Origin of the sequence: Mycobacterium paragordonae, assembly GCF_003614435.1 — a bacterium.
Classification (GTDB): Bacteria; Actinomycetota; Actinomycetes; order Mycobacteriales; family Mycobacteriaceae; genus Mycobacterium; species Mycobacterium paragordonae.
This window is the reverse complement of sequence record NZ_CP025546.1, coordinates 3,181,446-3,204,821: the sequence shown is the minus strand read 5'-3', so window position 1 is coordinate 3,204,821 and position 23,376 is coordinate 3,181,446. Positions and strand designations below refer to the sequence as shown.

At 67.1% G+C, this 23,376-nt stretch carries 24 protein-coding genes and 1 pseudogene; 10 read left to right on the top strand and 15 right to left on the bottom strand.

Features of this window, described 5'->3' with window-relative positions:
* Positions 1–128: 128 nt before the first annotated feature.
* Positions 129–779 (top strand): annotated as a pseudogene (locus C0J29_RS14675) (dienelactone hydrolase family protein); the annotation flags it as partial.
* Here C0J29_RS14675 and C0J29_RS14670 read toward each other — a convergent pair.
* The 8 genes from C0J29_RS14670 to C0J29_RS14635 all read right to left on the bottom strand — a co-directional run bounded on the left by C0J29_RS14670 (position 776) and on the right by C0J29_RS14635 (position 8,047).
* Positions 776–1,246 (bottom strand): hydrogenase maturation protease, encoded by a 471-nt coding sequence (locus C0J29_RS14670; RefSeq protein ID WP_065164480.1) that lies wholly within the window; start codon positions 1,244–1,246, stop codon positions 776–778. The pseudogene C0J29_RS14675 and the gene C0J29_RS14670 sit on opposite strands and share 4 nt — an antisense overlap.
* Positions 1,243–2,535 carry a Ni/Fe hydrogenase subunit alpha gene (locus tag C0J29_RS14665; protein ID WP_065164481.1) on the bottom strand — a complete coding sequence of 431 codons (1,293 nt, stop codon included), beginning with the start codon at positions 2,533–2,535 and terminating at the stop codon, positions 1,243–1,245. The genes C0J29_RS14670 and C0J29_RS14665 overlap by 4 nt, the downstream gene beginning before the upstream one ends.
* A complete protein-coding gene (locus tag C0J29_RS14660) occupies positions 2,532–3,290 on the bottom strand; it encodes an NADH-quinone oxidoreductase subunit B family protein (RefSeq protein ID WP_120792782.1) in 759 nt (252 codons plus the stop codon). Before C0J29_RS14660 ends, C0J29_RS14665 begins: the two co-directional genes overlap by 4 nt.
* The gene (locus C0J29_RS14655) at positions 3,291–4,142 is read right to left on the bottom strand and encodes an FAD/NAD(P)-binding protein (protein ID WP_120792781.1); all 852 of its coding nucleotides are present in this window, start codon (positions 4,140–4,142) and stop codon (positions 3,291–3,293) included. It lies immediately after the preceding gene.
* Positions 4,135–5,259, bottom strand: a complete 1,125-nt coding sequence (locus tag C0J29_RS14650) for a 4Fe-4S dicluster domain-containing protein (RefSeq protein ID WP_120792780.1) — start codon at positions 5,257–5,259, stop codon at positions 4,135–4,137. Before C0J29_RS14650 ends, C0J29_RS14655 begins: the two co-directional genes overlap by 8 nt.
* A gap of 64 nt (positions 5,260–5,323) precedes the next feature.
* The gene (locus tag C0J29_RS14645) at positions 5,324–6,316 is read right to left on the bottom strand and encodes an Acg family FMN-binding oxidoreductase (protein ID WP_120792779.1); all 993 of its coding nucleotides are present in this window, start codon (positions 6,314–6,316) and stop codon (positions 5,324–5,326) included.
* A 131-nt stretch (positions 6,317–6,447) separates the two neighbouring features.
* Positions 6,448–6,741 carry a hypothetical protein gene (locus C0J29_RS14640; RefSeq protein ID WP_371872391.1) on the bottom strand — a complete coding sequence of 98 codons (294 nt, stop codon included), beginning with the start codon at positions 6,739–6,741 and terminating at the stop codon, positions 6,448–6,450.
* 160 nt (positions 6,742–6,901) lie between these two features.
* The gene (locus tag C0J29_RS14635) at positions 6,902–8,047 is read right to left on the bottom strand and encodes a cation:proton antiporter (protein WP_120794730.1); all 1,146 of its coding nucleotides are present in this window, start codon (positions 8,045–8,047) and stop codon (positions 6,902–6,904) included.
* A gap of 217 nt (positions 8,048–8,264) precedes the next feature.
* Between C0J29_RS14635 and C0J29_RS14630 the strand changes: the two genes are divergently transcribed.
* The 3 genes from C0J29_RS14630 (at position 8,265) to C0J29_RS14620 (ending at position 10,650) form a co-directional block, all read left to right on the top strand.
* Positions 8,265–9,416, top strand: coding sequence for a sensor domain-containing diguanylate cyclase (locus C0J29_RS14630; RefSeq protein ID WP_065164486.1), 1,152 nt, complete (start codon positions 8,265–8,267; stop codon positions 9,414–9,416).
* 67 nt (positions 9,417–9,483) lie between these two features.
* Positions 9,484–9,735, top strand: a complete 252-nt coding sequence (locus C0J29_RS14625) for a hypothetical protein (RefSeq protein WP_065164487.1) — start codon at positions 9,484–9,486, stop codon at positions 9,733–9,735.
* 111 nt (positions 9,736–9,846) lie between these two features.
* Positions 9,847–10,650, top strand: a complete 804-nt coding sequence (locus tag C0J29_RS14620; RefSeq protein WP_120792778.1) for an enoyl-CoA hydratase/isomerase family protein — start codon at positions 9,847–9,849, stop codon at positions 10,648–10,650.
* A 39-nt stretch (positions 10,651–10,689) separates the two neighbouring features.
* On the opposite strand, the gene C0J29_RS14615 is transcribed toward C0J29_RS14620, so the two are convergent.
* Positions 10,690–11,001: a WhiB family transcriptional regulator gene (locus C0J29_RS14615; RefSeq protein WP_242460643.1), complete on the bottom strand. Its 312-nt coding sequence runs from the start codon at positions 10,999–11,001 to the stop codon at positions 10,690–10,692.
* 446 nt (positions 11,002–11,447) lie between these two features.
* On the opposite strand from C0J29_RS14615, the gene C0J29_RS14610 reads away from it, so the two are divergent.
* Positions 11,448–11,999 carry an MPT63 family protein gene (locus tag C0J29_RS14610; RefSeq protein ID WP_240743887.1) on the top strand — a complete coding sequence of 184 codons (552 nt, stop codon included), beginning with the start codon at positions 11,448–11,450 and terminating at the stop codon, positions 11,997–11,999.
* Between the two features lie 106 nt (positions 12,000–12,105).
* Here C0J29_RS14610 and C0J29_RS14605 read toward each other — a convergent pair whose 3' ends face one another.
* On the bottom strand, positions 12,106–12,585 hold the full coding sequence (locus tag C0J29_RS14605; RefSeq protein ID WP_120792776.1) for a pyridoxamine 5'-phosphate oxidase family protein: 480 nt from the start codon (positions 12,583–12,585) through the stop codon (positions 12,106–12,108).
* Between the two features lie 115 nt (positions 12,586–12,700).
* Positions 12,701–13,207, bottom strand: coding sequence for a hypothetical protein (locus C0J29_RS14600; RefSeq protein WP_133436109.1), 507 nt, complete (start codon positions 13,205–13,207; stop codon positions 12,701–12,703).
* A 479-nt stretch (positions 13,208–13,686) separates the two neighbouring features.
* On the opposite strand from C0J29_RS14600, the gene C0J29_RS32840 reads away from it, so the two are divergent.
* Positions 13,687–13,845, top strand: coding sequence for a hypothetical protein (locus C0J29_RS32840; protein WP_162951473.1), 159 nt, complete (start codon positions 13,687–13,689; stop codon positions 13,843–13,845).
* A gap of 42 nt (positions 13,846–13,887) precedes the next feature.
* Here C0J29_RS32840 and C0J29_RS14595 read toward each other — a convergent pair whose 3' ends face one another.
* The 4 genes from C0J29_RS14595 to C0J29_RS14580 all read right to left on the bottom strand — a co-directional run bounded on the left by C0J29_RS14595 (position 13,888) and on the right by C0J29_RS14580 (position 19,573).
* A complete protein-coding gene (locus C0J29_RS14595) occupies positions 13,888–14,679 on the bottom strand; it encodes an SDR family oxidoreductase (RefSeq protein ID WP_120792775.1) in 792 nt (263 codons plus the stop codon).
* 37 nt (positions 14,680–14,716) lie between these two features.
* On the bottom strand, positions 14,717–15,418 hold the full coding sequence (locus C0J29_RS33775) for an LmeA family phospholipid-binding protein (RefSeq protein ID WP_231513392.1): 702 nt from the start codon (positions 15,416–15,418) through the stop codon (positions 14,717–14,719).
* A 457-nt stretch (positions 15,419–15,875) separates the two neighbouring features.
* Positions 15,876–17,543 (bottom strand): PE domain-containing protein, encoded by a 1,668-nt coding sequence (locus C0J29_RS14585; protein WP_120792774.1) that lies wholly within the window; start codon positions 17,541–17,543, stop codon positions 15,876–15,878.
* Positions 17,544–17,584: 41 nt separating this feature from the next.
* Positions 17,585–19,573, bottom strand: coding sequence for a glycoside hydrolase family 64 protein (locus C0J29_RS14580; protein ID WP_120792773.1), 1,989 nt, complete (start codon positions 19,571–19,573; stop codon positions 17,585–17,587).
* 289 nt (positions 19,574–19,862) lie between these two features.
* Between C0J29_RS14580 and C0J29_RS14575 the strand changes: the two genes are divergently transcribed.
* The 4 genes from C0J29_RS14575 (at position 19,863) to C0J29_RS14560 (ending at position 23,281) form a co-directional block, all read left to right on the top strand.
* A complete protein-coding gene (locus tag C0J29_RS14575; protein ID WP_120792772.1) occupies positions 19,863–20,201 on the top strand; it encodes an ArsR/SmtB family transcription factor in 339 nt (112 codons plus the stop codon).
* Entirely contained in the window at positions 20,201–20,887 is a 687-nt protein-coding gene (locus C0J29_RS14570; protein ID WP_162951472.1) for a cation efflux transmembrane domain-containing protein, read from the top strand. Before C0J29_RS14575 ends, C0J29_RS14570 begins: the two co-directional genes overlap by 1 nt.
* Before the next feature lie 12 nt (positions 20,888–20,899).
* Entirely contained in the window at positions 20,900–21,259 is a 360-nt protein-coding gene (locus C0J29_RS14565) for a DUF3703 domain-containing protein (RefSeq protein WP_120792770.1), read from the top strand.
* Positions 21,260–21,448: 189 nt separating this feature from the next.
* A complete protein-coding gene (locus tag C0J29_RS14560; RefSeq protein WP_120794727.1) occupies positions 21,449–23,281 on the top strand; it encodes a PE family protein in 1,833 nt (610 codons plus the stop codon).
* The last annotated feature ends 95 nt before the right edge of the window (positions 23,282–23,376 follow it).

The window sequence follows — 23,376 nt, the reverse complement described above, 5'->3', positions numbered from 1 at the left end:
GTCGCGTCGTGTGGTTCACACTGGGCCGCTGCGCAAGTGGGGAACTTCGTCGCTGAGCGAAGGGACTTGTGGCCATATCGTGGTGCGGGACCGCGAATCACACTCGACCTATGAACGAGTTCAACGCGCCACCGCTGCGCGACGAGGAAATCGTGGCGCCTGCCGGGCGGGTTTCGATAGCGGGCCATCTGACCATCCCCCAGCATCCGAAGGGTGTCGTGGCGTTCGCACACGGTAGCGGAAGCAGCCGGCACAGTCCGCGCAACCAGTATGTGGCGCGGGTGCTCAACGAGGCGGGTTTCGCGACGGTGCTTTTCGACCTGCTGACACCGGACGAGGAACGTGACCGCGCCAACGTCTTCGACATTCCGTTGTTGGCATCCCGGCTGGTCGACATCACCGGCTGGCTCGCCAGCCAGCCCGACACCGCATCACTGGCCATCGGATATTTCGGCGCCAGCACCGGAGCGGGAGCGGCGCTGGCCGCTGTCGCCCATCCCGGCGTCAAGGTGGCGGCGGTCGTGTCTCGCGGCGGCCGGCCTGATCTTGCGGGTGAGTCGTTACGCCACGTGCATTCGCCCACCCTGTTGATCGTCGGCGGATTAGACGAGGTGGTTCTGGATCTCAACCGCCGAGCCCGCGCGGCGATCCCCGCCGAGTGCAAGATCGCCATCGTGCCCGGCGCAACCCACCTGTTCGAGGAGCCCGGCACTCTCGAACAAGTGGCCATGCTGGCCCGCAGCTGGTTCGCCGGCCACCTCAACCCAGCTCGCAATTAAGCCGAAAAGCTTGTCACACGGTTAATTTCGGCCGCGGCCAACGCGACCACCCGCGGCAGAGCCTGCTCGACCTGCGCGGTGAAACCGATGCCGTGGTCGGTGTCGGCGACGTCGACGGCGTAGATCTGCAGCGCCTCGGGTACTCGTCCGAGTGCCTGGCCCAGCTCATAGGTGCGGCCGACGTCGATACTGTGCGAGCTCAGCGGCTTTGCGGAACTGAGCAGTTCGTCGAGGTCGCAGCAGCGGATGTGACCCGCGGCCGATCCGGTCGTCACCGCGGCGTCGATGATGACGGCTAACCGGGCTCCCGACCAAACATCAAGCAGGGTAAGCGGATCGACGATGTCGGTCACAATCTCAACGCCTGGCAGCGCTAAGTCGCCGAGTGCCCTGGCGGAGGTGACGCCCAGCGCATCGTCGCGCCGATAGCGGTTGCCGAGGCCGATCACGACAACTCTGCCGGTCACGTGTGGTGGACCGTCAACGTCAGGAAATGGGTCGAGCAGGAAATGCACGGGTCGTAATTGCGAATCACCCTCTCGCACAACGTGGTGAGAGCCGCGTCCTCGAGGTCGAGGTTCTCCGAGATCACCCGGCTGAGATCCGCTTCGATAGCCGCCTGGTTCTGCGAGGTGGGTGGGATGATCGTCGCCGCGGCTACCTGGCCGTCCGCGCTGATGTGGTACCGGTGATAAAGCAGGCCACGGGGAGCTTCGCTGACGCCGTGCCCGACGCCGGCGCGGGCCGGTACCTCGACGAATGGGCGGGACGGACGCTGATACTCGTCGATGAGCCGCAGCGCCTCGTCGATCGCGTAAACCACCTCGACGGCCCGGACGACGATGCTGCGGAACGGGTTTCGGCACTGCGCTGACAGCCCGGCCCGTACGGCGGCCTGGGCGGCGACCGGCGAGAGGGCCGATGAGTTCAGTGAATACCGTGCCAGCGGTCCGGTCAGGTGGCGACCGCCGTCCAGGGTCGCGTGCAGCGCCGTCGAATGCGGCACTTGCGACTCGACGACGTGCTGCATGAAATCGGCTACCGGAAATGGAGGCCCGGGACTGCGCGCGATGACGCCGTTTTCGATCGCGTACTGACCCGATGCGGTGAGCGCCAACATCTCATGGTCCAGCTCGAGGTCGGGGAATTCGAAACCGGCCACCCATTCGACGGTCGCCAGCGCGTGGTCCAGCGCGACGCGCAGTTCCTGCGCGATAGGTTCGAGGTCGAAACGGGTTGGCACAGAGTAGAACCCACCGAGGCGCAGGTTGATCGGATGGATCGCCCGGCCGCCGACGAATTCCATCAGGCGGTTGCCCGCCTTCTTCAGTTCCAGCCCGCGTTCGACAATTTTGCGGTGGTCACGGGCCATGCTGACGATATCGGGATAACCCAGAAAGTCCGGGGCGTGCAACAAATAGATGTGCAGAACGTGGCTGTGGATCCACTCGCCGCAGTACAGCAATCGCCGCAACGCGACGATCTCGTCGTCTATCTCGACGCCGCAGGCATCTTCGATCGCGTTGCAGGCGCTGAGCTGATAGGCCACCGGACAGATGCCGCAGATCCGCGCGGTCAGGTCCGGCGGTTCGGTGTGCGCCCGCCCCCGCAGGAACGCCTCGAAAAACCTTGGCGGCTCGTAGATATTGAGCTCAACGGATTCCAGTGCGCCGTCTTTGAGCGTGACGTTCAGCGCCCCTTCGCCTTCCACGCGGGTGAGTGTTCCCACCCGCAGCGTCCGGTCAGCCGATGTCACTGCTTGCTCCGTTCCGCGGCGAACCGCGCGACGTTGAATGTCGAGAACACCCGGTCCACGTCGGTATCCGACATTCCGTCGCGACTCAGCAGCGGAATCAGCGTCGCGGTTCTGGGTGCGGCAGAAGGACCGAAGCAGCCGAAACACCCGCGATGGTGTCGCGGGCACAGCGCCCCGCAGCCGGCGTGCGTGACCGGGCCCAGACAGGGTATGCCGTCGGCCACCATCACACAGGTGACGCCGCGCAGCTTGCACTCGGTGCACACCGTCTTCGCCGGCAACCGCGGCTTACGTCCGACCAGCAGGGCCGCCAGGGTGTCGAGGAGCTGACCCCGGTCGATCGGACAGCCCTGCAGCTGATAGTCGACCTTGACGTGGGCGGAGGCAGGCGTGGATGTCGCCAGCGTGTCGATGTATTCCGGTTTGGCGTAGACGACCGACGCGAACTCCGCCACGTCGGCGAAGTTGCGCAGGGCCTGCACTCCTCCTGATGTTGCGCAGGCACCGATGGTGACCAAGATCTTCGACTGCTCCCGAATATCCCGGATGCGACGTTTGTCATGGGCTGTCGTGACCGAGCCCTCGACCAGCGAAACATCGTATGGCCCCGCCGTTGTCGCGCTGGAAGCCTCCGCGAAGTTCGCGATCTCCACGTGTTCGGCGAGGGTCAGCAATTCGTCCTCGCAGTCCAGGAGAGTCAGCTGGCAACCATCGCACGACGCGAACTTCCACACCGCCAATTTGACCGGGCTCATCTACAGCTCCTTCACCTGCATCAGCGGACCCGCCACGTCGTAGCCGACCACCGGCCCGTCGCGGCACAGCAGCAGCGGACCGAGCTGGCAGTGACCGCACCAGCCGATCCCGCATTGCATATTGCGCTCCAGCGACACCCGAATATCGTGCGCGGACATGCCTTTGGCGATCAGCTCCGCCGCGCCGAAACGCATCATCGGCTCCGGTCCGCAGAGAAAGGCACTGGTGTGCCCGGCGTCCAGGGTCAGCCGGCGCAGCGGTTCGGTCACCAGGCCGACTTCTCCTTCCCAACCCTGGGTCGCCGCGTCGACGACCAGGTGCAACTCGATGCGCGGGTCGTCCGCCCACGTTTTGAGCTGGTCGACGAACACGAAGTCGGCCCGCGAGCGGGCCCCGACGATCAACATGACCTTGCCGTAACGCTCACGGTGGGCCAACGCGCCCAGGATCGCCGGCCGCAACGGACACAGACCCACCCCGCCGGCAACCATGACGAGATCACGGCCCTCGGCCTGGGCCAGTCCCCAGCTGGTGCCGTACGGACCCCGAACTCCCACAATGGTTCCCGGTTGGGCATCGTGCAGGGCGCGGCTGACCGCACCGACGGCGCGCACCGTGTGCGTGATCGATCCATCCTGCACGGTCGGGTCCCCGCTGATCGAGATCGCCGCCTCACCGACGCCGAATGCGTACAGCATCATGAACTCGCCGGGCTCCGGCGACCGCACCGCCGAATCCACCGGCTCCAGGCACAGGGTGGCCGAATCCGGGCTCTCCACAACGCGACTGCGGACCCGGTACGGCAACGGGTCCATCGCCGACACGTGCGGCGTGGTTATCCAGTCACTCATCGCCGGCCATCTTGTTCATCTCGGCGGTGATGTCGATTCCGGTGGGGCACCAGGCGATGCACCGTCCGCAGCCGACGCACCCGGACATACCGAACTGGTCGTGCCAGGTGCCCAACTTGTGGGTCAGCCAGTGCCGGTAGCGCGATGCGCCCGACTGACGGACGCTGCCACCCCCGTGAATGAAGGTGAAATCGAACTCGAAACAGGAGGCCCACTCCCGCCACCGTTCGGCGTGGTCGCCGGTCAGGTCGGTGACGTCTTCGGTGCTGGTGCAGAAGCAGGTCGGGCACACCATCGTGCAGTTGCCACAGGTCAGGCAGCGGCTGGCCACCTCATCCCACTGCGGCGAGTCGCGCGCGTCAAGCAGCAGGTTCCGCAGATCACCCTCCGGCATCTGCCGACCCATCCGCTGGGCGGCGTTCGCGACATCGGAACGGGCGCAGTCAGTTTCGTCGTCCGTCGCCGCCCGGTGCGGCACTTCCGCCAACAGCTCGGCGCCTTCGGGGGTACCCACCTCGACGAGGTAAGAGGCTTCGCTGTCGCCGTCGGTGCGCTCGGTGAGCGCGAGGTCGTATTCCGGTCCCACCGCCGGTCCGGTGGCCATCGACGCACAGAAACACAACCCGCCGGGTTCCGTGCAGTTCACCGCGATCACGAAAATCTGCCGGCGGCGGCTGACGAACGAGTTGTCCGGATACGCGCCGCCGCCCAGCACCCGGCCGAGAGTCGCGATCGCGGCGAGGTCGCAGCCGCGCACTCCCAGGAAGGCATAGCGCGGCGGCTCCTCGGGTTCGGTGACCGCGCTGCCGTCCCGGGCACCCGCCCAGATCCGCTGCCGGGGCGGGTGCAGGAATTGCTTCCAGGATTGCGGTCCGGCCGAATGCCCGAACGCCGCGTCGTCCTCGCGCCGGCGCAGTCGGTAGTGCCCGGGGCTCGCGTCAACACCCCAGCCACGGGGAAGCTCGCCGGCAGATTGCAATTCCGCCAATACGATTGCGTTGTCGCGCATGGTCGGACCGATTACGCGATAGCCGCGTTCGATCAGCACCTCGACAAGGCGATGCAATCCGGCGGTATCCAGGAGTCCAGCGCTGACGTCTCCCCCATCTCGGGTCATCAGCCCATCATCCGTCCGCGTCGGCGGGGGCTGTCAACCGTAGACAGCGGTAATTCGCCGTCACCTATTGGACTTCCGCATCAACCAACCACTCCACCGTGTCCGCGAGCGCACGTCGCGGCGTCGCCGGCAGGGGGTCAGCGTTGATGGGAGCCCAGCCCACCCGGACCAGCATCTGGGGATGGCTCCTGTTGCCGAATACATCGGCGCGCACCGCGGCCCGGGTTTCCGCGATCTCGAGCGGTTCGGTAACCGGGCAACTCGCCAACCCCATCGCCGTGGCGGTCAGCAACACGACGCTGGTGGCCTCGCCGGCGCGCAGTTGCGCCAGGGGGTCGTCATTGCGGGTGCCTAGTGCCAGGACTACACCGTTGTCGTCTTCGGCGTAGACGTCGGGGGGCATGGCCAGTGCGGCACCGGCGAATCGGCGGCTGGGTATGGCCGCGGCGGGGTCCGGTGCCGGCGCATTGCGCGCCGGGACGCCGGCGGACGACGCGTGCCGACCGCTCCAGGCGGTGAGTTCGGCCAGGTAGTCGGGGTCCGCTGCGTGCGCCGACACTGACTGCAGCACAACGGCATTCAACATGTCCATGGCTTCGACTCGATGCAGCGCCACCCCCATCCGAGCCGCACGGGCCGTCATCAATGCCACATCGCCGATTGCCACCGGCCAGAAGCTGTAGTGCCGCCGGTCGGTCCGCCGGCGAGGCATCGCGGCAGCCAGCATGATGTCCAGCTGATCGGGCAACTGCGGCACCAGCTCGATGGCGGCAAGGTGACTGGGCTCGGCCGGGTTGGGCAGCCGGGACACTTTGGCCTGCCACCCGACGGCCGCCAGGGCGACGACGCAATGATTCAGCGCGGCACCGCAACTGAGCATCAGGTCACGACCGTCCGGATCCGTATGAGGCAGTTGCCTGCTCGTGTCGGAGTAGAGATGAAGGCTGGACGTGTCCACCCGCCACCGCCACGGCTGGGTGTTGTGCACTGACGGCGCCCGCGACGCCAGCGTGAGGACGGTCCGGATTGTGCCGTCGTCCGGGAAGTGTGCGCTCATTCCCTGCGTTCCTTTCTCCACCTAGGTCCTGGTTCAACCAAAGCGTGATCAAGCCCCCGATACGAGGGCATGGCGTCCTTTGTCGGCGGGACTTTGTGCCTTTCGGCGGACACCGCGTGCCTACCCGGTACTCACGCAGCAGCGGCGAGGGTGACCTCGACGGAGAGGTGCTCGCCGACGGCGTAGACCGCCGGCCAGTCGCCCGCCTGCGCGGCCCGCGCCAGCTCGTCCACCAGCGGGCTGTCGACGCCCAATTCGGCCAGCCACGCCGAGACCGTGGGGGCGATCTGGTGACCCAGCACGTCGACCGCCCGTCCGTCGTGCAGCCGGTCGGTGACGTGGTAGCAGATGAGGGCCGTGACGGCCGGCCGATTCATCCGGCCCAACGTCAGATGGTCGGTGGCCAGTAACCAGAACTTCGTCATGATGGCCTCCTCGATCAGCCTTGGGTCAATCTGACCAGGAGCGCACGACGGCTGATAGGGCCCAACGAAATCGTCTCGCAGTGCTTCGGTCGCCTCCCGGACGTGCCGAAGTCCCGGGCGCGGAGGCCCTAGGTCATGGCCATCGGAGGGCCGAACGTCCCTAGCCCGGCACTCCCGGCCTGCGCGTCGCCAAGCGGCCCGCGATCGACGTGCCGCCGATCGTGATCAGCGCGCCGAAAATTAACGCGGCGGCCTCACCTGCGGCGAACAGGTGACGTTCGGTGCCGATCGTCGCCGCCGCGACCGGCACGCCGAGTTGCGCCGCAGAGATCACCGCAAGTGGCAGCGGCTGCCCCAATATTCTTGCCGCGCAGTGGGCTAACACCGCTCCCCCTCCGAGGCCGATTCCGAGTAGCACGAACTTCGGGTTGGCCATGAGCTCACCGACCTGCAGGGAGGCACCCAGCCAGACGAAGAACAGCGGACTGAAGAACCCCTCGGTGATGCCGAACAGTTGTCTGGCCAGCCGGCGGGGCTCGCCGACGGCCGCGACCGCCAGGCCTAAGGCGAAGCCTGCCAACATGATCGAGACGCGGGTGGTGACGGCGACAGCCGCCAGCGCGAAGAGCAACAAGAGACTGGTCCGCAACTCCAGCGCCAGCCGGTCCTTTTTGGAGTGGGTGTGCAGGCGGCGCAGCAGTCCCCGGCGATCGAATTCCCGGAGCACTACGAAGATGACCACCGCGCAGCCCGCGATCGAGAGTGCGCTGAGCGCCGCGACCAGCGCCCGGTCCGGCTCAATAGCCAACGGCAACAGGACAATGCACGCGCAATCGGCAACCGCGATCTGCGCGGAGACCAGGAGTACCGCAGACGCCTGCGATTGCAGTGACTGGATGATCGGCAATGCCAGGGCCGCTGACGACGAGGCCATCAGCACCGCGTAGAGCGCCGCGTGGCCGTTGTGGAACTCGTAGGCGAGCACCAAACCGAGAGCCGCAGCGACGGCGCCCACCAGGGCGGCGCGCGCACCGGCCAGTGGGAACGCCGAGCGCATCTGCAGGCCACGGCCCGGAATCTGGGTACCGACGACGAACATCACCAGGGCAAAGCCGATGTTGGCGATCAACTGCAGCGTTTCGTTGCCGACATCGATGATCCCGAAACCCGAGTGGCCGACGACGAGCCCGGCGAGCAGTTCACCGATGACCACCGGAATTCGCAGCCGCGGCACGGCAGCGAGCAAGGGACCGGCGAAACCGATGGCGGTCACCAACGCCAAAGTGGCGAAGCCGAACCCGTGCATGTTCACCCGACCTTCAGCAGGACCCGCGACACGAGGTTATTTTGCACTCCTCTGCAGCCGGTACGGCGTCGGGCGGCCGGGTGAGTCAAATGGTGGCGGTCGCGTGATGGGCTTAGCTGAAGGCGAAAACGGGAGCCAGAATCCGATCGACCGGTGTAACGTCTGCCCTGACTTGGCGGCCGAGTTTCACAGCGGCCGGGCTCGTACGGAGGTGCGTATGTACGCCGAGTTGTCTGACCCGGCGCCCTCCCACACGTCCACTCAAGGCCCAGCGGCGTCGGATTACATCCACGGTATGGAGCGTCTGTTGCGGGCGGTTCAGGAACTGTCGTTGGCCCGTAGCCTGGCCGATATCCAGCGAATCGTCCGGACGTCAGCCCGCGAGCTCACCGGGTGTGACGGCGCCACATTTGTGCTGCGCGACGACGACAAGTGCTACTACGCCGATGAAGAGGCCATCGCCCCGTTGTGGAAGGGCAACCGCTTTCCGATCGAGGCCTGCATCAGCGGGTGGGCCATGATCAACCGCGATGCTGCGGTGATCCCCGACATCTATGTCGATCCGCGCATTCCGCAGGGCATCTACCGGCCTACCTTCGTCAAGAGCCTGGTGATGGTGCCCATCCGCCGACTGGACCCCATCGGCGCCATCGGCAATTACTGGGCTCACCAGCACCACCCCTCTGACCAGGAGGTGCGCCTGTTGCAGGCCCTGGCCGACTCGACCTCGATCGCCATGGAGAACGTGCAGGTCTCGGCCGAATTGGAGCAACGGGTACGCGACCGCACCGCCGAATTGGAGAAGGCGAACGAGGAGATCCGCCGGCTTTCGGTCACCGACGAACTCACCGGGCTGAACAACCGCCGGGGTTTTTACCTGCTCGCCCAGCAGGCGCTGCGGGGCGCACGCCGTCACCGTCGCGACTGCGTGCTCGCCTTCCTGGATCTGGACGGCCTCAAGAGCGTCAACGACGAGCAGGGCCACGACGTCGGCGACATGCTGATTTGCGATGTGGCCCAGGTCTTGCGCGCCACCCTGCGCGAGTCGGACATCGTCGCGCGCATCGGGGGCGACGAATTCCTGGTCCTGACCACCGAAAACGAGGGCGACCCGGGTCGGCTGAAAGAACGGCTGGTCGAGGCGTTCCGCGGTTTCAACAAGACCGGGCACCGGCCCTATCGGCTAGCGGCCAGTATCGGCCTGGTGCAGGCCCCCGCCGCGGACACCGCGTCCGTCGACGAATTGCTGGCCCGCGCCGACGAATTGATGTACGCCGAAAAGAAGGCGGGCATCAACGCGCGGCTGGCGGGATTGATCGGACCCGATGCCACGTCTGCGATACTGCCGGAGCTCACCCGGCCGAGTTAGTCTTTGGCCGCCGAATATAAAGCGCGCAATTTCGAATCGCCGGTTGAAAAGTCAGTACGATCATTCGATGGTGAAAATGTTGTTCGCGGCGCTGGTGGTGGTCGGTGCTGTTGCCGTCGCACCCGCGCCGGCCGCACATGCTGACGTGTGTGGTGATGTCGGGGGCCGACACGTTTCAGTCGGTGGCTGCACCGATCCCGCAGCGAGGGTGGCGACGGCCAGCGATGTCGAGGCTGCCAGCCAGGCCGCCAACGGCCAGCCGCCGTGCTATACCGCCGAGGGTGTGCCGTACTACACGCCCAACGGCGACCCCTGCTAGGCGGCTCCGGAAACACGCCGCGCGGTCGCAGGCGAACTCGGCGCTAAGCCGGCGATCGTCCGTGTCCACGGCCGGCGCCTGAAACGGCTCTGCAACGAAGGGTGACGGCTCATGGTCGAGCACCAGAGACTCGATGGTTTGCGCGCCGAACTGCGGCCCGACGGAGTCGGCGTCATAGCTTTCGACCGCCCGGAGCGACTCAACCCGCTCACCATGCAGACGTTGTGCGACCTGGAACGAGTTCTGCGGCAACTGGGTGAGGACCCCGCCTGCGGCGCCGTGGTGATCACGGGCGGTGACAAAGCCTTTTGCACCGGAATGGATCTCAAGGCAACCGAGCCGACCGGCGCCGGCGGCGAACCGGTCGAGGAGGTCTACGCGGTGATGCGGCGTGCGGTCAGCTCGGTGCTGACGATGCGGGAGATCGGGCAACCGGTGATCGCCGCCGTTCGTGGTCCCGCCGTCGGCGGCGGGTTCGCCATCGCGACCGCAGCCGACATCCGATTCTGTTCTCCGGACGCGGTTTTCATCGCACCCTTCCTCAAGCTCGGGGTCTCTATCGGCGACATGGGACTCTCGTGGATGCTGCCGAGGTTGATCGGAGCAGGTGCCGCGGCCGAGCTGTTCTACAGCGGGTCCCCGCTGGGTGCGGCCGAGGGCCAGCGACTCGGGCTGGTCCAGCGAATCGTCGACGACCCGCTGCAGGCCGCGATCGAACTGGCCGCAACGATCGCCGCACGCCCTCGGTTGGCGGTCCAGATGTCGAAGGAACTGCTGAACGCGAGCATCGGCGCCGGCGGTTTGCGCGAACATCTCGAGTTGGAGATGCGGTCGCAGGTGATCGGGCTGGCGACCGAAGACCACCGACAAGCCCTGCGCGATTTCGCCGCTCGCCGTCGATCGAACGGGCCGTGAGCCGTTGAGATTCGCCGGCCGCTTACACCGCCGGGGTGCTTAACCCGCGAACCGGGCGTTCTGCTTGGTGAAGAAGTCGGCCCACGACATGACTTCGGGGTGCTGCTTGAGCAGCGCCCGGCGCCGACGCTCGGTCAGGCCGCCCCAAACGCCGTACTCAACCTTGTTGTCGAGTGCGTCCGCGCCACATTCCCGCTTCACCGGGCAGTTGCGGCAGATATTCGCAGCCTTGCGTTGGGCCGCCCCACGCACGAAGAGTTCGTCAGGATCTGTGTTCCGGCACAGAGCGTCGATAACCCACGTGCGATCCTCGGAGTTCAGTGCACGCGGATTGGTGTTGGCAGCCGCCAAGCCTAATTGCCGCGGGGTCGATCGCGCTTCTGACAACAATGTGTTCCCTTCCTACTCGCCGCAATGTGGCCAACCTGGCCTCGATGAATCGATTCGAGTTACCCGAATTGCTGGTGTTCAGGACCGCCGCCTGCGCTGACAGCAAACTACGGCCGAGCGGCCGCTTGCACATCGTGACCGGCTGCCAATGTTGCAAAGCCTCGTTGTGCGGACGCCACAAAACGGTGCCGCTACCTTCGACTGCCCGCGCCCCGATCACGTTTTGGTCTATCGCGCTCAGCGCGCAAATCGTTAGCACGAATAAGCCTCAAGTACTGAGCCGGTCATTCGTCCGGCCAATCGGCCGCGTTTTGACGGCCCTGTGGTGGGGTACGGCGGTTAAGTGCGGTGTTCCTGCGGGATCGGGTCATCGCATGACGGAAATTGATCGAACGAAGGAGCCCATCGTGAGGTTCACAAAGACAACTCTCAAGGCCGCCATTGGTGCCGCAGCAATTGCGGGAACCGTTTTCGGCGGCGGAATTGCCGCCGCGGCGCCCCCGAGCATCGAGGGATTCGGAACCAGCCAGCAGCTGATCGACGGGCCGATGATCACCACCTATACGGTCAGCAACTTGCAGCAGAGCACCGTCGCGATTCCCGGTTACACGCCCAAAGGGACCATTTACCAGGCCAATATCACCGCCCGGTCCGACGGCGGCACCGTCACCCCGATGGTGAAGGACTTCAGCGCCCGCGGGCCCAACGGTCAGACCTACAAACTGATCGACAAGGCGTCGGTTCCCAATGGCCTCAATCCGGCACCCATTCCGCAAGGCAGCGAATCGACCGGCATGCTGTATTTCGATGTGACTGGCGCAGCGCCGAACGGTGTGGTCTACAACGACGGGCTTCAGGACATCTTGATCTGGACCTCGAACGTTTCTGGCTCATCCGTACCTGGTGAGATGCCGAATTCCAGCCCGGCACCCGGTGCGCTTCCCGCTCCGGCGACCTAAACACCTGGCTAGACACCCAGCTGTACACCTGGGCACGCCTCCCTGGGCCACGCCGCCTCGTGGCTCAGGGAGGTTTCGCCTTTTGCCGGAGCCGAAAGAAGGCTGACTAGCCGCCGAGGGCGGCGAGAAATTCCGGCAGCCGGCCGGCGCCGAAGTCATAGAACCGTGCCCACAGCGGCTCGATGGAAATTCGCACCATCTGCCTGTATGTCGATCGCACATTGCGTTCGAACTCGGCGAGTTCGGGTCCGTCCATGTCTTTTCTGGCCGACGCGAGGTATTCCTCAGTGACGCCGTCGACGGTCTCCAGCGTGGCGAGACCGCGGATCAACAGGGCCTTCGCCTCCTCGGGCGTCGAGCCGCCGTCGATCGTCAGCGCGACTTGCGGGCGGGAAGCGAGCGCGCGGGCCTTGGGCGCGGTCGACGCCGTAGAGACGACGACGCGTTCACCGGTCCAGTAGAACCCGACGGGAACCACCCGCGGGAAACCGTCGTGGCCGTTGTAGGCGAGGCGAGCCATCGAACCCGAGAGCAGATGCTGGGCGCCGGGGTGGCCGAGCTCGCGGGCCACCTCCTCAGTGGTCATCACATTGCTACTTGTACCCGGTCGCGCCGCGGACCATCGGCTCACTGCGCGCGTGGGACGGCTGAGATTCGACAGAGCGTTCCCGGAAGGCCGTGTCCCAGCGACGCGTGTGGCCTTACGGGTTCTCCGTCGTCACCGGGTTGGGGGTTACCGGATTGGTGACGGCGGGAAGGTGCCCCGGCCAGCCCGGCAAATCCGTATTCGGTTCTGCGATCGGCGATACTTCCACCGGAACGCACTTCTTCGGGGTAAGCCCGTTTTTCCACGCGCCGGGCGGATTCGGCGCGGCCGACAGCGAGCCGTCCGGGCAGCGGAACGAGCACGAGCCCTCCAGCGCACCCAGCGGAGTGATGACCTGGGCGGTCAGGAAGAAGATATTTACGCCACCGACACCCTGTACGGCGCCGCCGCCGTACTCGCAGTGCCAGCGACTGCCATTTTCCTCAGTGGGGAAATCGCACCAGTAGTGATAGGCGCCCATCTCCATCCCAGATCCCCCGACCCCTGGATAGTCACACAAACCGGGCCCAGGCACGTTGCCGCCGATATCCGCTTGTGCCACAGGGACACCTGAAATTAGCCACGCAGTTGCCGCAATGCCGAAAATGGCGAATTTCTTCACTCATTCTCCTCTTCGAACGAGAACCGCCGCGTGATGGACAATCGTCCCTTTCGGCACATTGACCATGACGCCTGTAGTCATACGCCTCTCAGTGTTGCGCTTGGCAACTCATCCCGTTGCCATTACCGGGAAGAATCCCAGATCGCCCAGCGGCATCTTCGGCTTGCGCCCACGGATTTCCGGTTGCGGCCATATCGACGAGCGGAAATCCGCGCGAGCAGAGCTGATTTCGTCACGGGGCAGCAGGCGGGCCGGGTGCGGACGCCCGCACTTCCCGGCTGGGTCGTTAACCCGGGTCTGCGCGAATTGCTCTGATGACCAAAGTGATTGCAATGCAGCATAATTCGCACCTGCAACGGTGCCATTGGGGCACCGCCCCGGCGACCACCGTGCCGTTTTCGCGGAGAACCTGCGACGATGTAGAAGAGCCCCACGATCCGCCGAGCGGGCCGTGCCATCGAGACAGGAAGAATCGCTTCATGCCCGCCGAACCCCCACAACCACCAGCCGCGACGCCCAGACGCCCGCGGGTACACGTCACGCCCGAGGAGCTGGAGCGGTTCGGCGAAGAGGAGCAGGTGCGCACTGCGTGGGACGAGAGTCGGCTCCGCGACGAGCAGCCGCCGCATCACCGCTGATCGACCACGGCACGCGGTGCCTGTGGGCAGCTCCGTCGGCCGCTACTGCAGAGTGCGTTGAAAGCGGCGCATCCCGGCGATCCACCGGTCGTAGTCGGCGCCCTTCTGCCGATACATGGTCAGGACCTCCGGGTGCGGCAGAACCAGAAACTTGCGGTCGGCGATGGCCTGGACGACGAGCGCCGCTACGGCCTCCGGGGCGACCACCTCGCCGGAACTGGTGACGGCGGCGCCGGCCATCCGCATCTCCGCATCGGGCGACTCGGTCATACCGTGCAGCATGGGAGTGTCGACACCCATAGGGCACACGCAGCTCACACCGATTCCCTGGTCGCCGTATCTGATGGCCAACCACTCGGCGAACCCGACTGCGGCGTGCTTGGTCACGCTGTAGGGCGCGGCACCGAGCTGGGTCAGCAGGCCGGCCGCAGAGGCGACCGCCACGAAATGTCCACTGCCACGCTCAAGCCATTGCGGCACAACAGCTTTAGCCGCTCGGATGTGGGCGCGTAGGTTGATGTCGATGATCCGGTCCCAGGCGGCTTCGTCGTCGCCGAGGCCGAGTTGGCCGTTGATGCCTGCATTTGCGACGTAGATGTCCACTGGGCCGAACGCCTGGCGCGCGGTGTCGAGCAGGGTCGCGATGCCGTCGGTGCTCGCGGCGTCCGCGGCGGCCGCGACACCACCGATCATCGCCGCGGTGTCGTTCGCCGAAGCCGCGTCGATATCCGCGGCCACCACCGCAGCGCCAGCTGAAGCCAGTGCCGCGGCGATAGCCCTGCCGATGCCCGAGCCCGCTCCGGTGACCACCGCGACCGATCCGTCGACCTTCATCGGCACATGTCTACCGCATCAGTTGCGCGGGGCCGGATCAGAGTCCGCTGAAACAGTCCTGACCGTTCTTCGACGACGATGACGCGGGGATGGTCGCGTTTGTGGTGGCGAATGTCGCCTCCAGGCCGGTGTCGGTGACTTTCACGGTCTCGGCGTGGATGCCCAGCGGATAGTTCTGTGTCGCTTTCGACGTGAGACTGTCCAGGTTCGATTGCACCGTATCCGTCGACAGTTTGGACCCCAACGCGGTCAGGTTGACCACCTGCAGTGACAGGCCGTTGTTAACGATCTGGGGCTTGAGGGTGACGCTGTCGAGCATCCCCTTCAGTTCGATGGTTCCGTCACTGGGCTTCGTAGTGACCTTGCTGGTCACGAAACTGCCGAGGACCGGGATGGCATCCTCGATCGATTTCTTGATGCCGTCCGATGACCAGGTGATGGTGCCGTTCACCGCGCCGATGGTGCCCTTGGAGTCGTTGCCGTCGCTCAGCCGGAGATCCTTGATATCGATGGTGACTTTCATGCCCTTGGCGCTGCGCACCTGGTTGCCGGCGGTTTCCACCGAGATGTGCGGGTAGGAGCTGCTGATGTACTGCCACAGCATCGGCGGCATGGCGGCGAACGATACTGTGGCGCTGTCCTCAACCTCGCACGCCACGGCGCTGGCCACCTTGTTCCCGGCCAGGTGGCGGATGAGGAACTCCGCGCCGACCACCAGGGCCAGGACGACAGCCAACACGATGGCCAGGATCAACGGTGTCTTCCGTCGTCGGCGTGGTGTTTTCGCCGGCGCACTGTTGGCCGGCGGCTGTGTGGGCAGCCGGGTCGTGGCCTGCTCCGGTGGCCCGGGTTGATCCGGCCCCGGAGCGGGCGGACGGGCCGGCGGGTAGGGGCGGGCGGCCGGCGGACGGCCTGGCGGTTGCGGCGGACCCGGCGGCCGGCCGGGCGGTTGCGGTGGTGGATAAGGCCGACCGCCATGCGCAATCCGCTCGGTCGGTGATCCGGACGGGGGCGGCGGAGGTGGCGGGGGGCCCGGCCTCCTGGCGGGGTTCGGGCCGGGCTCGGTGGGGCGATGCCATTCCGGCGGGTTCCCGCGGGACGGCCCTTGCGGAGTTGTCACCAACCCCATGCTGCCCTATGAAGCGGAAAGTGTCTGCGGCGTCTGTGGTGGCGCGCTACCTGCGACCAGCCATCGTTCAGCCCTTGGTGGACACCGAGACGTAATCGACCAGCATCGGTTGCCCGGAAAGCGTTGCGACGGTGGGGCCGCCGCCGAATGCGTTCGGGAAGCCGCCGCCCATCGCCACGTTCAAGATGACGAAGAACCCGTGGTGGGTGGCGTTGTTCCAGTCGGCCGCGGGGACCTGGTTGGCGTTGACGGTGAAATAGTTGTTGCCGTCCAGGTACCAGCGCAACTGTTCGACGCTGGTGCTGCGGTCCAGTTCGATGGCGTAGGTGTGGAAGCTGGTTTGCGCGCCCGTCACCGGTCGTTCGCCGGAACCGATTCCGTTGAACTCGTTGAACGGGCCGCCCGGAGCGGTGCCACCGTGGACGGTGCCGAACACCGAGCTGCGGCCGTTGATGCTCTCCATGATGTCCAGCTCGCCGATGCTGGGCCAGTTGCTGGCGCCGACGGGCCGGGCGGCGTCACCGAGCGCCCAGAAGGCCGGCCAGTAGCCCTTCCCGTTGGTGGTGTTGACGTCGGGTTGCTGGATCGATGCCTCGATGCGCAGCACGCCGCCGGTGGGTGCCGCGAAGTCGGTGCGCTGCGTCTCGATCCGGCCCGATGTCCAGTTACCGGAGGCGTCTCTGATCGGCTTGATGGCGAGGTGGCCGTTGCCGTCGAGATAGACGTTGTTGGTGCTGTTGGTCATCGACTCGATCTCGCCGGTGCCCCAGTTCGAGGCTCCGCCGGGATAGCCGTGGCCAAGGTCGTACAGCCAGTTCGAGCCGTTGACCGGGGAGCCGGCCGAGCCGGTGAAGTCGTCGCGCCAAATTGTGGTGAAGCCGCCGCCTCCGCCGCCTCCGCCGCTTCCGGTGCCCCCGGTAGCGCCGTGGGTGCCGTCGACGCCCGCGTGACCGGCAGTGCCGAACAATCCGGGCGCGCCACCCGCACCCCCGAGGCCGCCGGCACCGCCCGGACCGCCCGCACCCACCACGCCCGCGGCGTTGACCGGGCCACCCGTCCCACCGGTGCCGCCGACGCCGCCGACGCCTCCGGTCCCGCCGTTGCCCCACAACAGCCCGCCGCGACCGCCGGCCCCGCCCGCCCCGCCGGTGCCACCGATACCACCGATCTGACCCGCCGGGCCGGTCGTGCCCGTTACCCCGGCTCCGCCGGCCCCACCGGCGCCACCGTTACCGATCAACCCCGCCGCGCCGCCGGCACCACCGGTCTGCCCCGGCGCCCCGGATCCGCCGGCGCCGCCGTTACCCCACAACATCCCGCCCGGCCCTCCGGCCTGGCCGGTCCCCGGCGCCCCATTGGTGCCGTCACCGATTAGCGGACGCCCTAACACGGCGTTCGTCGGCGCATTGATCACGTCCAACGCGCCCTGCATCAGGGTCTGCACCAGCGAGGCGTTCGCCGCCTCCGCCGCCGCATAAGCACCTGCCCCGACGTTGAGAGCCTGCACAAACCGCTGATGAAACGACGCGACCTGCGCGCTGATCACCTGATAGGCCTGCCCATGCTCACCCAACAACGCCGCAATCGCCGCCGACACCTCATCCGAACCCGCCGCCAACAACTGCGTCGTCGACACCCGCGCCGCCGCATTGGCCGCACCGATCACCGACCCCAACCTGACCAAATCACCCGCCGCGACCCCCACCCGCTGCGGTCCCACATATACGTACGCCATCAGACAGCTCCTTGATCTCGTCTCACCGGGTTCGGAAGGCGTCAGTTTCTGAGGTCGAACGACAATTGAGTCGGCGGCCGCGAGTTGCCGAGGATCACCACCGAACTCTGGCTGTTGACGTCGTCATAGGGGAAGCCGTAGGCGAGGTGGTTGATGCTGTTGACGTGGAAGAACTGTGCCCAGTTGTTCCACCGCCCGCCCGTCGGATAGTAGGCAGCGACGTTGGCCCATTGACCCGGCGTAGTCGCCACGCCGCGGTTGAACGCCGCGTCGAGTTCGGCGAGGAACGCCCCCTGCTGGCCGGTGCCGACGAACGGGCCATCGGCGGCAAAGGTTTGCGCTGTAGTGGGTTTCGTCATCGTGCACGTCGTCGTGCTGCCCGTGGTGGAGGTCACGCTGTAGACGAAGTGATCGCTGGCGTCGACGCTGCCATGCACCGTGTAACCGGGGCCCTGATAGTTGAACTGGTTGTTGTGATACGTCGTCCAGAAGTCATTGATCGCCGGATCAAGCCAGGTGGACAGAGCTCCGGGCTGGATGGTCCGCGGGGCCACGATCCGCAGCGGGTTGCCGCTGGCATCGTGCATGACCAGTCCCTGGAACTCCGCCGGGACCGTGGTCGCGAACTGTTGGAAAATCTGATTCCGGGACATGGTCAGGCCGCCGGTGCCCGAGAAGCCGCTGGAGTCCTGCGTCACCGTGAATGAGAACGGGAAGCCGAACTGGTCCACCTGAGTTGTGTTGCCGCCGAACGGAACTGCGCCGTTCTTGAAGGTCATCTCATACCAGTCGTAGACCGTGTTGTAGTTCGGATCGGAAGGATTCGTCGGGTTCGGACCGGCCCAGCCCGAGTTGTCGGAGCTGATGGCGAGATAGAGCGGCTGCTTCATCGACAGAAATATCCGGCCCCCTTCGAATTCGGAAGGCATCGAGAGGTTGCCCGCCTGGGCGAGCGTGAACGACATATTGGCGTAGTTCACGCCGTTCTTCGTGAGGTGGCCGGCGGCATTCGCGGCGTTGTGGTCGATCGGGTGGGCGATGCCATTCTGGTCGATCCAAGACCAGTGGCCGGGAGTCGTCTGACCGATCTCGGTCACGTAGATCTCGTTGTCGCTCAAACCGGTGTTGTTGGTGAAGTATTCGCGGAAAGTCCCGGGAAGGACGCCGCCTCCCCCGCCCCCGCCCCCGCCTCCGCCGCTTCCGGTGCCCCCGGTAGCACCGTGGGTGCCGTCGGCGCCCGCGTGACCGGCAGTGCCGAACATCCCGGCCGCGCCACCCGCACCCCCGAGGCCGCCGGCCCCACCGGGACCGCCCGCACCCACCACGCCCGCGGCGTTCGCCGGTCCACCGACGCCTCCCGTGCCGCCTATCCCGCCGACACCTCCGGTCCCGCCACTGCCCCACAACAGCCCGCCGCGACCGCCGGCCCCGCCCGCCCCGCCGGTGCCACCGATACCACCGATCTGACCCGCCGGGCCGGTCGTGCCCGTCACCCCGACCCCACCGGCCCCACCAGCGCCACCGTTACCGATCAACCCCGCCGCGCCGCCGGCACCACCGGTCTGCCCCGGTCCCCCGAATCCGCCGGCACCACCGTTACCCCACAACATCCCGCCCGGCCCTCCGGCCTGCCCGGTCCCCGGCGCCCCATTGCTGCCGTCACCGATCAGCGGACGCCCCAACACGGCGTTCGTCGGCGCATTGATCACGTCCAACGCACCCTGAACCAGCGTCTGCACCAGCGAGACGTTCGCCGCCTCCGCCGCCGCATAAGCACCCGCCCCGGCGCTGAGAGCCTGCACAAACCGCTGATGAAACGACGAGACCTGCGCGCTGATCACCTGATAGGCCTGCCCATGCTCACCCAACAACGCCGCAATCGCCGCCGACACCTCATCCGAACCCGCCGCCAACAACCGCGTCGTCGACACCCGCGCCGCCGCATTGGCCGCACCGATCACCGACCCCAACCTGACCAAATCACCCGCCGCGACCCCCACCCGCTGCGGTCCCACACTTACGTACGCCATCCGACGACTCCCTGATCGCAGGACCGATCTCCGATACCGCAGGCAGCCGACCGTCCTCACAACGCTGTGATCCCGGCCACAGCGGCCGCCGCCCGAGCACCGTAACATACTTTTGAGTATGGTCACGGAACCATCACGGATTGGTCACGGCAGGATCATGAGGCTAGGACTCGTTGGCGAGGCGTTCGATCCGGGATCGATGTGAGACGCGAACTTGTCGGTGTTCGATCCAAAGGCAAGTTCGTGATACAGCTTTTCGTGAATACACGTTTCCGTGTACTCTGGGACGATGCAGACACTCGCCCACACGGATGCGCTGGCGCGTTTCGGCCACGCGCTATCGGACGTGACGCGGACCCGCGTTCTGCTCAGCCTCAACGCCGGTCCGAGCTACCCCGCCGACCTGGCCGACCGCATCGGCGTCTCCCGGCAGACCCTTTCCAACCACCTGGCGTGCTTACGCGGCTGCGGCCTGGTGGTGGCAGTGCCGGAAGGCCGCCGCACGCGGTACGAACTGGCCGACGCACGTATCGGTCACGCTCTCGATGACCTCATGGGCTTGGTCCTCGCCGTCGACCCCGATTGCCAGTGCGTCGGACCCGACGGCACCGGATGTGGTTGCGGCTGATGACCTCCGCCGCAAACCGGACAACGCTCACTGATGCTCGGCGCGCCTTGCTGGCCCGCCGCATCCGGTTGCTCGTCGCCGCCACCATCTCGTACAACGTCATCGAGGCCCTCGTGGCGATCTCAGAAGGCACTCGGGTGTCGTCCACCGCCCTCATGGGGTTCGGCCTCGATTCGGTGATCGAGGTGTCCTCCGCGGCGGCGGTCGCGTGGCAATTCGCGGGGCGCGACCCCGAGGCTCGCGAGAAGATCGCACTACGCATCATCGCGTTCTCGTTCTTCGGGCTCGCCACCTATGTGACGGTGGACGCCGTTCGCGCCTTTCTCGGTGTCGGAGAGGCCGAACACTCCCCAATCGGCATCGTCCTTGCGGCGCTCAGCCTGATCATCATGCCGGTGCTGTCCTACGCGCAGCGTCGGGCCGGACGGGAGTTCGGATCGCTATCCGCCGTCGCGGATTCCAAACAGACTCTGCTGTGCACCTACCTGTCGGCGGTGCTGCTCGTCGGACTTGTGCTCAACAGCACGTTCGGGTGGTCGTGGGCCGACCCCATCGCCGGTCTTGTCATCGCAGCCATCGCAGTGCGCGAGGGAATCAACGCCTGGAAGGGCGACACCTGCTGTCCGGCGCCCCTGGCCGCCGCGTCCGAGCCGGCATGCTCGGGCTGCGACTGCTGCGACGACTAGGGAGGATCACCGATGAGCCGCATCAGCGACCAGGGGCGCGCCGTCTATCGCCGCGAGATGGCTGCAGCCGCAAGCGCTGCCACCGACGACGCCCGATGGACCCACCTCGAACGCGCTCACATCGTGTCGCAACCGGACCCGTGGCTGCACACCGGCAATCACGTCGCCATGTTCATGCTGGCCGTACGCCAGCGCGACCGTCGGGAAGCCGTCGGACAGGTGGTGCGCATCATCGTCGCCGCGCCCGGCTCGATCACCGGCCGCTATCCCGAGGGCAATACCGGGCGCACGGCGGCGGGTCTGACCACGCCGATGCCGATTCCGAATGACCTGCAGACTGCGTTGGCGCCTACGCCGCGGCTCACCCGCTGAACCGTCACAGCTATTCGGGCGGTTCGGTCACACAACCCTCGGGCGCGTCGCGCGACGTCGAATGACGAGGCGGAATGGGTAGAAATCCCCCTGGACCACTGCCGCAAGCGAAATGAAGTATCGGGTTGGCCTGGTTCGCTCCGCGGTCGGGTGCGAATCGATTCGCTCTGATCAGTGGAGGACGGCGGAATGTCATTTCTTCTTGCGGCGCCGGAGGCGATGTCGGCGACAGCCACGACTCTGGCCGGCATCGGCTCGTCGTTGGCGGAGGCCAATATGGCGGCCGCAGCCAACACTATTGAGGTGCTGCCAGCAGCCTTCGACGAAGTGTCGGCGGCCGTCGCAGCGTTCTTCGGTGCCCGTGCCGAGACCTACCAAACGGTCCAGGCGCAGGCCGAGGCATTTCACGCGCAATTCGTGCAGGCCCTCCACGCGGGCGCGGGTGCCTACGGGGCCGCGGAGTCAACCAACGTCGGGCAGCTTGTGTTGGATGCGATCAACGCGCCGACCCAGGTGTTGCTCGGGCGCCCGCTGATCGGCGACGGCGCCAGTGGCGCACCGGGCAGCGGCGCAAACGGCGGCGCCGGCGGGCTGCTGTGGGGCAACGGCGGCAACGGCGGGTCGGGCGCGCCCGGCCAGGCCGGTGGCAAAGGCGGCAGCGCGGGATTGATCGGCAACGGCGGATTCGGCGGGGCGGGCGGGGCCGGCGCGCTCGGCGGCGGGGGCGGCTCCGGTGGGTGGCTGAACGGCAATGGCGGCACCGGGGGCCACGGCGGCGCCGCCACGGCGGGCATCAACGGCGGCCTGCCCGGGCGCGGCGGTGATGGCGGCAGCGCGATGATCTTCGGTGCCGGCGGCGCCGGCGGCCAGGGCGGAACCGGTCTGGCCGGCGCCAATGGCGTCAACCCGGTAGTCAGCGGCACAGGCGCCACGGGCAGCTTTGGCGGCAGCACCTTCAACCCGGGCACCGGCGATGCCTTCGGCTTTACCGGTGGCGACGGCGCGGACGGTGGTCTCGGCGCCACCGGAGGCACCGGTGGCGCGGGCAGCACGGTGTACGCGCCGTTGAGCGGCAACGCATACGGCGGCAATGGTGGCACCGGTGGCTCCGGCGGCAGCGGGGGCGCGGGCGGTGCCGGCGGCGGCGCCGTCGCGCAAGGCAGCGGTATGGCCTTCGGCGGCAACGGGGGCAACGGGACTAACGCATCGGCCCCCGGTGGTGCGGGCGGCGACGGGGGAAGCGGCGGCGGGGCCCTGGCCGACGGGGCAAATTCCCAGGGCTTCTCCGGGTTCGGCGGTAATGGCGGCAGCGGCGCCACAGGAATTGCCGGCGGTGCCGGCGGCATGGGAGGCGCAGGCGGCAACGGTGGTCATGGCGGGCTACTGGCCGGCACTGGCGGAGCCGGCGGTGTCGGCGGCACCGGCGGCATTGGCGGGATTGGAGCCGATGGCGGCGCCGGTGGCGCCGGCGGCAAGTCAAACTTGGCCGGCGGGGCGAGCGGGGCTCTCGTTGCTCAAGGCGGTCAGGGTGGCCACGGCGGTGCCGGTGGCTCCGGAGGCCAGGGTGGCGTCGGCGGTGCCGGCGGACCGGGTGGCAACGGCGGCGCCGGCGGGCTGCTGTTCGGCCACGGCGGCACCGGGGGCAACGCCGGCGTAGGCGGCCACGGCGGCCTGGGCGGCGATGGCGGTTTGGGCGGTGGCGGCGGCAATGGCGGTGACGCGGCCGCCTTCGCCCCGAGCACGTTCACCCAAGGTGGTGACGCCGGCGATGGCGGCACCGGTGGTGCCGGCGGCAACGGCGGCAACGGCGGCGGCAGCGGTACCGGGGGCTTGGGCGGTGATGGTGGCTGGTTCGGTCAGGCCGGCATCGCCGGCAGCGCCGGACCGGGCGGAACGGGCGGCGGCGGAGGCAGCGGGGTCAGCGGCGGAGGAGCCGGCACGGCCGGGACCGGGTCATCGCCTGGGGGGTCGGCTACGCCTGGCGGTAAGGGCGCTGACGGATTGGTTGGGCAGGACGGTTGAGCCGATTGTGCGATCCGACATCTATGGGGGTGACAGGACTTAACCCGCGACCACTGACCCCCAGGTAGAAAATTGGCGTGTCTGGTCGTCGTGCC

Coding starts and splice junctions, on each gene's coding strand:
- C0J29_RS14570 (WP_162951472.1), top strand. CDS start 20,201: ATGACCTCCGCCGCAAACCGGACAACGCTCACTGATGCTCGGCGCGCC.
- C0J29_RS14585 (WP_120792774.1), bottom strand. CDS start 17,543: ATGGCGTACGTATATGTGGGACCGCAGCGGGTGGGGGTCGCGGCGGGT.
- C0J29_RS14595 (WP_120792775.1), bottom strand. CDS start 14,679: ATGAAGGTCGACGGATCGGTCGCGGTGGTCACCGGAGCGGGCTCGGGC.
- C0J29_RS14650 (WP_120792780.1), bottom strand. CDS start 5,259: ATGACCCGAGATGGGGGAGACGTCAGCGCTGGACTCCTGGATACCGCC.
- C0J29_RS14560 (WP_120794727.1), top strand. CDS start 21,449: ATGTCATTTCTTCTTGCGGCGCCGGAGGCGATGTCGGCGACAGCCACG.
- C0J29_RS14640 (WP_371872391.1), bottom strand. CDS start 6,741: ATGACGAAGTTCTGGTTACTGGCCACCGACCATCTGACGTTGGGCCGG.
- C0J29_RS14630 (WP_065164486.1), top strand. CDS start 8,265: ATGTACGCCGAGTTGTCTGACCCGGCGCCCTCCCACACGTCCACTCAA.
- C0J29_RS14565 (WP_120792770.1), top strand. CDS start 20,900: ATGAGCCGCATCAGCGACCAGGGGCGCGCCGTCTATCGCCGCGAGATG.
- C0J29_RS14575 (WP_120792772.1), top strand. CDS start 19,863: ATGCAGACACTCGCCCACACGGATGCGCTGGCGCGTTTCGGCCACGCG.
- C0J29_RS14625 (WP_065164487.1), top strand. CDS start 9,484: ATGGTGAAAATGTTGTTCGCGGCGCTGGTGGTGGTCGGTGCTGTTGCC.
- C0J29_RS14645 (WP_120792779.1), bottom strand. CDS start 6,316: ATGAGCGCACACTTCCCGGACGACGGCACAATCCGGACCGTCCTCACG.
- C0J29_RS14660 (WP_120792782.1), bottom strand. CDS start 3,290: ATGAGCCCGGTCAAATTGGCGGTGTGGAAGTTCGCGTCGTGCGATGGT.
- C0J29_RS14655 (WP_120792781.1), bottom strand. CDS start 4,142: ATGAGTGACTGGATAACCACGCCGCACGTGTCGGCGATGGACCCGTTG.
- C0J29_RS14605 (WP_120792776.1), bottom strand. CDS start 12,585: ATGACCACTGAGGAGGTGGCCCGCGAGCTCGGCCACCCCGGCGCCCAG.
- C0J29_RS14635 (WP_120794730.1), bottom strand. CDS start 8,047: ATGCACGGGTTCGGCTTCGCCACTTTGGCGTTGGTGACCGCCATCGGT.
- C0J29_RS14620 (WP_120792778.1), top strand. CDS start 9,847: ATGGTCGAGCACCAGAGACTCGATGGTTTGCGCGCCGAACTGCGGCCC.
- C0J29_RS14580 (WP_120792773.1), bottom strand. CDS start 19,573: ATGGCGTACGTAAGTGTGGGACCGCAGCGGGTGGGGGTCGCGGCGGGT.
- C0J29_RS32840 (WP_162951473.1), top strand. CDS start 13,687: ATGCCCGCCGAACCCCCACAACCACCAGCCGCGACGCCCAGACGCCCG.